The organism is Streptomyces sp. N35 (assembly GCF_016464295.1).
In the GTDB taxonomy this organism is placed as follows: Bacteria; Actinomycetota; Actinomycetes; order Streptomycetales; family Streptomycetaceae; genus Streptomyces.
In genome coordinates this window covers 87953-94848 of the sequence record NZ_JAEIMH010000029.1, presented here as the reverse complement: position 1 = coordinate 94848, position 6896 = coordinate 87953, and the positions used below count along the sequence as shown (strand labels likewise).

The 6896-nt window shown below is 72.4% G+C and carries 11 protein-coding genes; 3 read left to right on the top strand and 8 right to left on the bottom strand.

The features are described from left to right. The 4 genes from JAO81_RS18120 to JAO81_RS18105 form a co-directional block, all read right to left on the bottom strand. On the bottom strand, nt 1-445 hold a 445-nt coding region (locus tag JAO81_RS18120), incomplete at its 3' end, for a DUF6099 family protein (RefSeq protein ID WP_199548901.1). Between the two features lie 154 nt (nt 446-599). Continuing rightward, a complete protein-coding gene (locus tag JAO81_RS18115; protein ID WP_199548900.1) occupies nt 600-1088 on the bottom strand; it encodes a nucleotide pyrophosphohydrolase in 489 nt (162 codons plus the stop codon). Next, a complete protein-coding gene (locus JAO81_RS18110) occupies nt 1042-2250 on the bottom strand; it encodes an AAA family ATPase (protein ID WP_199548899.1) in 1209 nt (402 codons plus the stop codon). Before JAO81_RS18110 ends, JAO81_RS18115 begins: the two co-directional genes overlap by 47 nt. Before the next feature lie 74 nt (nt 2251-2324). Beyond that, the gene (locus JAO81_RS18105; RefSeq protein WP_199548898.1) at nt 2325-2729 is read right to left on the bottom strand and encodes a cell division protein SepF; all 405 of its coding nucleotides are present in this window, start codon (nt 2727-2729) and stop codon (nt 2325-2327) included. Between the two features lie 211 nt (nt 2730-2940). Between JAO81_RS18105 and JAO81_RS18100 the strand changes: the two genes are divergently transcribed. Then, nucleotides 2941-3564, top strand: a complete 624-nt coding sequence (locus JAO81_RS18100) for an RraA family protein (protein WP_199548897.1) — start codon at nt 2941-2943, stop codon at nt 3562-3564. Nucleotides 3565-3586: 22 nt separating this feature from the next. Here JAO81_RS18100 and rpsR read toward each other — a convergent pair whose 3' ends face one another. From rpsR to rpmG, 3 genes are read right to left on the bottom strand one after another with little or no spacing between them, the layout of a single operon-like run. Further along, nucleotides 3587-3826, bottom strand: a complete 240-nt coding sequence (rpsR, locus tag JAO81_RS18095; RefSeq protein ID WP_199548896.1) for a 30S ribosomal protein S18 — start codon at nt 3824-3826, stop codon at nt 3587-3589. A gap of 5 nt (nt 3827-3831) precedes the next feature. Further along, entirely contained in the window at nt 3832-5004 is a 1173-nt protein-coding gene (locus JAO81_RS18090; protein WP_233415535.1) for a GTP-binding protein, read from the bottom strand. Further along, nucleotides 5001-5165 carry a 50S ribosomal protein L33 gene (rpmG, locus tag JAO81_RS18085; RefSeq protein WP_199548895.1) on the bottom strand — a complete coding sequence of 55 codons (165 nt, stop codon included), beginning with the start codon at nt 5163-5165 and terminating at the stop codon, nt 5001-5003. The genes JAO81_RS18090 and rpmG overlap by 4 nt, the downstream gene beginning before the upstream one ends. 73 nt (nt 5166-5238) lie before the next feature. Here rpmG and rpmB point away from each other — a divergent pair, with 73 nt between their 5' ends. Together rpmB and rpsN are read left to right on the top strand one after the other, a co-directional pair. Further along, nucleotides 5239-5475, top strand: a complete 237-nt coding sequence (rpmB, locus tag JAO81_RS18080) for a 50S ribosomal protein L28 (RefSeq protein ID WP_199548894.1) — start codon at nt 5239-5241, stop codon at nt 5473-5475. After that, nucleotides 5475-5780, top strand: a complete 306-nt coding sequence (gene rpsN / locus JAO81_RS18075; protein WP_199548893.1) for a 30S ribosomal protein S14 — start codon at nt 5475-5477, stop codon at nt 5778-5780. The genes rpmB and rpsN overlap by 1 nt, the downstream gene beginning before the upstream one ends. Before the next feature lie 101 nt (nt 5781-5881). Here the strand turns inward: rpsN and JAO81_RS18070 are convergent, their stop codons facing one another. After that, nucleotides 5882-6832, bottom strand: coding sequence for a LysR family transcriptional regulator (locus JAO81_RS18070; protein WP_199548892.1), 951 nt, complete (start codon nt 6830-6832; stop codon nt 5882-5884). Nucleotides 6833-6896: the final 64 nt, after the last annotated feature.

Genomic DNA, 6896 nt, shown 5'->3' with positions numbered 1-6896 from the left:
GCCCCACCCCCCGTCCCCCCAGCCGTCGCAGCATCTCCAGGACGCGGTCGTGGGAGTCGTCCGCGGCGTCGATGGCCTCTATGCACTGCCAGTAGTCCGCCTCCCCGTCCACCGCGCAGGCCACCCCGACCAGGGCGATGCCGACCTCGCCGAGGAGCGCGCCCAGGGCGATCAGGGCCGCGCGGGGGTCCGCGACGGAGGTGAGGCGGGTGGCCCGTATGCCGTCAGGGCCGAGGGACGTGCCGAGCGTGCCACAGCCGCGGCCGCTCACCTCGCTCAAATCGAGGGCCTCGTGGCGGAGTTCGGGTGGGCCGCTCACCGCGAGCCGGGCCGCCATCGTCCTGGCCAGTGCCTGGGCCTGCCAGGCCTCGGCCAGGACGTCCGGCGGCGCCTCACTGCGCGCCAGCGCACCTCTGGTGGCCGCGATCAGCCGTACCGCATCCATGTCATGTCCCCCGTGCCGTGCATCCGGCCGGCCGCGCTCCGGCCGCGTATCCGCGACGCCCTACCTGTTCACTACCCAGAGTGAGGGCTTCCGGGCTCGAGGGCCAGAGGATTTCGGGAAACTGTGGACAGAAGCGCGATTGTGGATAACTTCGTCACTCCGCAGAGTGACCGTCCGAGGTCGATGAACGGCCGGTCCCCGAGATCGATGAACGACCGGCCTCCGAGGTCGACGAACGACCGTTCCCCGGCGTCGACTTGATCCGCCCCGGCACCGCGGGCCCCTTCGCCCCCACCGGATACCGCCGCTCATTGCGGTCGATCTTGTCCGCCAGCGCCTCGAGGGCGTCCACCCCGAGCACCTCGCAGAACTGCAGCAGATACGCCAGCACATCGGCGACCTCGTCCCGCACCCGATGGGCGAAGTCCGGGTCGTCCATGACGTGAGCGGACTGCTCGGGCGTCAACCACTGGAAGATCTCGACGAGTTCGGCCGCCTCGACGCTGAGCGCCGAGGTCAGGTTCTTCGGCGTGTGGTACGGGCCCCAGTCCCGCGCGGCCGCGAACGCGGCCAGCCTGCGCTGCAGCTCCCGTACGTCAAGGTCGCTCTTGCTGCTCGTGCCGTTCTGTTCCTTCTCTGTCACGCCCAAGGTCTACCACCGTCGCGCCGTCGAACGGACCCGCCCCCGCCGCCTCCTCGCTCACCGTGCCCAGCAGGCGATTGCGACCCCGCGCGCCCACCCCCGCCCCCGGCCGAACCAGCCCGGCGCGCGGGCGGCGGTCGAGCCCCCGGTCGAAGCCGTCGGCGACGACCGTCAACGGCTGCAGCGCAGAAGGGACTTCGCTCACCTGGTCCACGGCCAGCACGCCGGGCCCGGTGAGCAGCACCACCGAGAGTGCGAGATACCGCAACTCGCCGTCCCCGAGCCGCGCGAGCGGTGTGCCGACAGCGGCGCCCCGGTCGAGCACGGCCCGCAGCGTCCCGTCCGCCGCGCCCTCCACGCGTACGTCCGCGACCGCCCCCGAGCACCCCATCCGCGCCGCGGCGACGAGCTGCGCATGGCGCTTTCCGCACTCCGCGCGCGTACGCCGCAGCACATCGGCCAGGTTGTCGCACCCCCGCAGCAGCCGGCCCGAACCGGGCGGCACGGGGGCGCGCATCCGCGCGGGCTGCGGATCGCAGGCGTACGAGGAACGCAGTGCGAGCACGACCTGCTCGGCCGCGGCGAGGACGCTGCGCTGCCCGTCGGTCTTGCCGGCGACCCGCAGCGGAAGCAGCGCGGTGGCGAGCCGGTCGTCGGGCAGCGGCGCACGCGTGACGGGTGCGCTGCCCGCGGTGTGCCAGGCCGCCTGGACCGTGCGGCGCCCGGGGTCGCGCAGGGCGGACTCCATGAGGACCACGTCGCCGAGGGTCAACCGCTCGCCTGCGATACGGAGTTCGGGTTCGACCTGCACGGCGAGGTCGAGCCGTACCCGGCCCGCGGGCCCGGAGACGGCGCATCCGATACGGAAGCCGCGCCGGCCCTGCCGGTCGGGGCGCGCCCACTCCGGCACACACGCCCGCGGGTCCGGTACGGCGTCCGCGAGCGCGGCCCCTGACGCGAGGCGTGCGAGCACGTCGTATGCCCGCAGCGCGCCGCTCTTGCCGCTGCCGCTGGCCCCGGTGATCAGGGTGAACGGTCCGAGCGGGACGGTGGCGCCCCGGTGCCCGGCGAACGCGGAGAGCCGCAGGGCGCTGGGGGGGGGCGGCCGGGCGGGGGGCCGGAAGGGCCGAGCGCCCTGGGGCGCCTGGGTGAGAACAGTCATAGCGGGACGCTATGGGGGCCGCCGCATGGCGAACCGTTCCGCCAGTGCCCGGTTCCTACGATCGAAGGACACCGCTACGAACGGGGCAGGCCGATCCCCGTCGCGTGCTGTACCAGCCCCTGCACCTCGGTGTCAGCGGGTGTCAGGAGGAACACATTGCGGTCGACGCGGGTCATGGCGCAGCTCAGCCCGAAGACCACTCCGCTGCTGAAGTCCAGGACCCGCTTGGCGACTTGGGTCTCGGCGCCGCTCAGGTCGAGCAGCACTGGTATCCCGCCCATCAGGGACTGGGCGACGTCGCGCGCGTCCGCGAACACGTTGACCCGCAGCACCGTGAAGCGGCGGCGCGCTTCGGTCTGCGCCTCGGGCAGGGCGCGATGGCCCGGCCAGGACGGCCATTCGTCACGGCTGCGCAGGGGTACGACCTCGGCGAGCCCCTCCCACTGTTCGTCCGTGACGTCGCGGTAGTGACGGTTCACTGTTCCACCTGCCCCGGCCGTCGGCTTCCGCCGGCCTTGTGGCTCGCACTGATTGTCTGCACCACTCGATTCTTGCGCAGACTCACCCGTTCGGCCCAACAGCGACACGGGTCACGGTCCCGCGCGTCCGTCACCTCTTGTTCCCGGACCTCACCCGTGATCAGGTCGAGCCGGGTGCCCAGGGACCGAACACAGTGAGGACGAACCGGCCATGACCGACCACACCGCTTTCCGTGACCTCTCCCCGACGACCCTCGCCGAAGCGGTCGGCCGCGCCCAGGTGATGGACCTCGAGATCCGCGCCTTGTGGGGCCCGGCGCCGCGGATCGCCGGTCCGGCGTTCACCGTGCGGTGTCCGGCCGGCGACCAACTGGGGCTGCACGCGGCGATCTACCGGGCCGAGCCCGGGTCCGTACTGGTCGTCGAGGCGGCCGATGCTCGGTACGCCCTGGCCGGCGGCAATGTGTGCGCCATCGCTCAGCGGCGCGGTATCGCGGGGTTCGTGATGAACGGGGCGATCCGCGATGTCGCCGAGGTCCGCGCGAGCGGATTTCCCGTGTACGCCAAGGGCGTTGTGCCGATCCCGGGCAAGAAGAGGACGGTCGAACCGTTCAACGGACCGGTCCGGGTCGGCGGGGTGATCGTGCACGCCGGCGACATCGTCGTGGCCGACGAGGAGGGCATCGTGGTCGTCCCGCGGGACGGCGCGGACGATGTGCTCACGGCCGCCCGCCTCAAGGCCGCCAAGGAGGGGGACCTGACGCTCGACGAGTGGGAGGCCGACCACCGTGCCCGTATCGACAAGTCGCTGAAGGAGGCGGGCTTCGAGGGCTGAGCCTCGAGGCCCGCCCCTCGATTCACCGCGTTGCGTACGGGATCAGCGCCATCTCGCGGGCGTTCTTGACGGCGCGCGCCAGTCGCCGCTGCTGCCGGGCCGTCACGCGGGTCACCCTGCGGCTGCGGATCTTGCCGCGGTCGGAGATGAACTTGCGCAGGAGATCGGTGTCTTTGTAGTCGATGTACGTGATGCCCGCCGCATCCAGGGGGTTGGGGCGGGACTTGACGGGCTTGCGCTCGGTGGCGCGGCGCGGGGACATGGCGGTCAGACCTCCAGGAGGGTGTCGAAGCCGGACGGCAGGTGCTTCCACGCGTCGCGTCCGGCGGCGTATTCGGCGTCGGTCAGCAGGCAGGAGTCGAGGACCCGCCGCAGACCGTCGCGGTCCAGGCCCGGCGAGGTGAACACCAGGTGCTGGCAGCAGTCGCCGTGCTCGGGATGCCAGTCGAGCGCGGCGGCGGCGCGCCGTACCGCGGGGACGAGCTCCCAGGCCGCGTCGGGCAGCGAGGCGAGCCAGGGCCCGGCGTTCTCCACGCAGAGCGCTCCGCCCGCGGCGTCCCAGGCGAGCAGCGTGTCGGGCCGGTCGGCGAGCCAGAACCGGCCGCGGCTGCGGGCCGCGGCACAGGTCAGATCCTCCAGGGCCTGGTAGAGCCGCTCGGGATGGAAGGGGCGGTGGGCGTGCCAGACATACGTGGCCACCCCGGCCTCGTCGGCCTCCTGCGGCAGCAGCGCGCAGGCCGGATGCTGGGCGGCCGCGGCGGCCTCGACGTCGAAGCCGGCCAGCGCGGTCCGGGCCAACTCCTCGCCGTCGAGCGTGACTTGGCGGGCGGTCGGGTGCAGCTGGGCGAGCAGCGCCCGGTCCTCGTCGGCGGCTTCGGGGCCGGCGACGACGGCGAGTACGGGGGCGTATTCGAGCTGGCGGGCGAAGGTGTCGGCGATCGTGCGCTGATCGGTGGGGGCGGCGGCGAGACCGGCGGCCATCAGATCGTCGCCGTTGCCCAGGCAGGGCAGCAGCAGCGCCGGATCCACCGCCGTGATCACCGACGCGACGGTGAACCCGTGGCCGGCCACCACCTCGGCCATCGCTTTGGGCTCGACCGAGTCCCAGAGTTCGACGACCGCGAGCCGGGTCAGGCCGGCGTCGGCCAGCCGTTCCAGCTCGGGGACCAGGTCCTCGCGCAGGGCGCAGCACGCGCAGTCGTTGGCGAGCGGGGCCTCCCCGGTGCCGAGTACGCCGCCGGCGTCGCGCAGGGTGCGCACCACCGTGCCGTGCACGGCCGTCGAGAGGTCGTGGTGGAGCGCGACGCTGTCCGGCGCGCTCGCGAGCAGCCGCTCGACCGTCGCCTTGCGGGCCTCGGCGTGCAGCCCGGCGACGATCACCACGGGCAGCCCCGTGGACGGATCCGCCGCTCCCCCGGCGGGGTGCATCCCGGGCTTCATCGCTCCTCCTTGAAGTCGACGTGGCGGCCGGCGACCGGGTCGTACTTGCGCAGGACCAGGCGGTCGGGGTTGTTGCGGCGGTTCTTGCGGGTCACGTAGGTGAAGCCTGTCCCTGCGGTGGACCTGAGCTTGATGACAGGACGTAGTTCGTTGCGGGCCATGTCGGTTAGAGTAAATGAAAATGGTTCCCATTAACAAAAAGGGAGCCGCGATCCGACGAGAGAGGTACGTCACGTGTCCGCGCACTGCATGCTGACCGGGCGGCAGCCCGGTTTCGGCAAGACCATCTCCCACTCCCACCGGCGCAGTTCACGCCGTTTCGATCCGAACGTGCAGCGCAAGCGGTACTGGCTGGCGAGCGAGGGCCGCCATGTCCGGCTGACGCTGAGCACGAAGGGGATCAAGACGGTCGACTCGATCGGGATCGAGGCCGCCGTGGCCCGGATCCGGGCGCGCGGGGTGCGGGTCTGATGGCGAAGAAGAGCAAGATCGCGAAGAACGAGCGGCGACGCGAGCTCGTCGCCCGCCATGCCGTCCGCCGGGCGGAGCTGAAGGAGATCATCCGCCGGCCGTCGAGCAGTGAGGACGAACGTCTCGCCGCCCAGAGTGAGTTGCGGCGCCAGCCGCGTGACGCGAGCGCCACCCGCGTACGCAATCGGGACAGTGTCGACGGACGGCCCCGGGGTTATCTGCGCACGTTCGGCCTCTCCCGGGTGAACCTGCGGGAGCAGGCGCATGCCGGGTTCCTGCCGGGAGTGCGCAAGTCGTCCTGGTAGGAGGGGAGTTCAGCAGCCGGACCCCCGCTCCGACCGGTCAGCGGCCCGGCTGCCCGCCCTCGGGGTCAGCGGGCCCGGCTGCCCGCAGCTCGCCCTCGGGGTCAGCGGCCCGGCTGCTCGCCCACCCCCATCAACTCCCGCACACACCCCCGCAACCACCGGTGCGCCGGGTCCGCGTCGAGGCGCGGATGCCAGGCCATCGCCAGGGCGAGGGGCGGCAGGTCCAGCGGGACGGGGAAGGTGACCAGACCGAGTGCGTCGGTCATCGGGGTGGACCAGCCGGGGACCAGGCCGATGAGGTCGGTGTCCCGTACGAGGAAGAGCGATGCGGGGAAAGAGGCCACCGCGCCCACCACCCGCCGGCTCAACCCCCGTTCGGCCAGGGCCTCGTCGACCGGTCCGTGCAGCTTGCCGCGGCGTGACACGGTGAGGTGCTCGGCCGACTGCGCGAACCGGCGGACGGTCAACTTGCCCTTCAGGAGCGGGTGTCCGGCCCGCACGACCCCGCGCATCCGGTCCACGGACAGCGGCTCGACCCGCACCTCGGGGGCCGTGGAGTCGATCACGCCGACCTCCAGGTCCGCCGTGCCCTCGCGCAGTACGGGCGCGTCGAGATGACTCTCGCCGAGGAAGCGGATCCGCAGGCCCGGCGCCTCTTCGAGCACCCGGGCCAGCAGCCGCGGGCCGAGCAGAGCGGCGATCGAATCCTGGCCGTGCACGGTGAACGTCCGCTCCACAGCCCGCAGATCCTGCTCCCCGTGCGCGGCGAAAAGCGCCCGGGCCCGCTCGACGACCGCACCCACCTCGGCACGGACCGACAGCGCGTAGGGCGTGGGCACCATGCGCCGGCCGGCGCGCACCAGGACCGGGTCGCCGAGCGCCTTGCGGATGCGGCCGAGGGTGCGGCTCATCGCCGGTTCGGACAGATGCAGGCGCTGTGCCGCGCCCCGCACGCTCTCCTCCTCGAGCAGCACGTCCAGGGCGGCCAGGAGGTTCAGGTCGAGGCCGGTCGCCGGGCCGGGGCCGGGCGGGCGTCTCGCGGATTGCGTCATACGCAAGTACTCCCTGCATAACTTGCACTGGAAAGCAGACCGATCCCGAGCCTACGTTGAACGG

Bases quoted from the DNA above. Each gene is read 5' to 3' on its own strand.
- JAO81_RS18110 (WP_199548899.1), bottom strand. From the start codon at position 2,250: ATGACTGTTCTCACCCAGGCGCCCCAGGGCGCTCGGCCCTTCCGGCCC.
- JAO81_RS18100 (WP_199548897.1), top strand. From the start codon at position 2,941: ATGACCGACCACACCGCTTTCCGTGACCTCTCCCCGACGACCCTCGCC.
- rpsR (WP_199548896.1), bottom strand. From the start codon at position 3,826: ATGTCCCCGCGCCGCGCCACCGAGCGCAAGCCCGTCAAGTCCCGCCCC.
- JAO81_RS18090 (WP_233415535.1), bottom strand. From the start codon at position 5,004: ATGAAGCCCGGGATGCACCCCGCCGGGGGAGCGGCGGATCCGTCCACG.
- rpmG (WP_199548895.1), bottom strand. From the start codon at position 5,165: ATGGCCCGCAACGAACTACGTCCTGTCATCAAGCTCAGGTCCACCGCA.
- rpsN (WP_199548893.1), top strand. From the start codon at position 5,475: ATGGCGAAGAAGAGCAAGATCGCGAAGAACGAGCGGCGACGCGAGCTC.
- JAO81_RS18070 (WP_199548892.1), bottom strand. From the start codon at position 6,832: ATGACGCAATCCGCGAGACGCCCGCCCGGCCCCGGCCCGGCGACCGGC.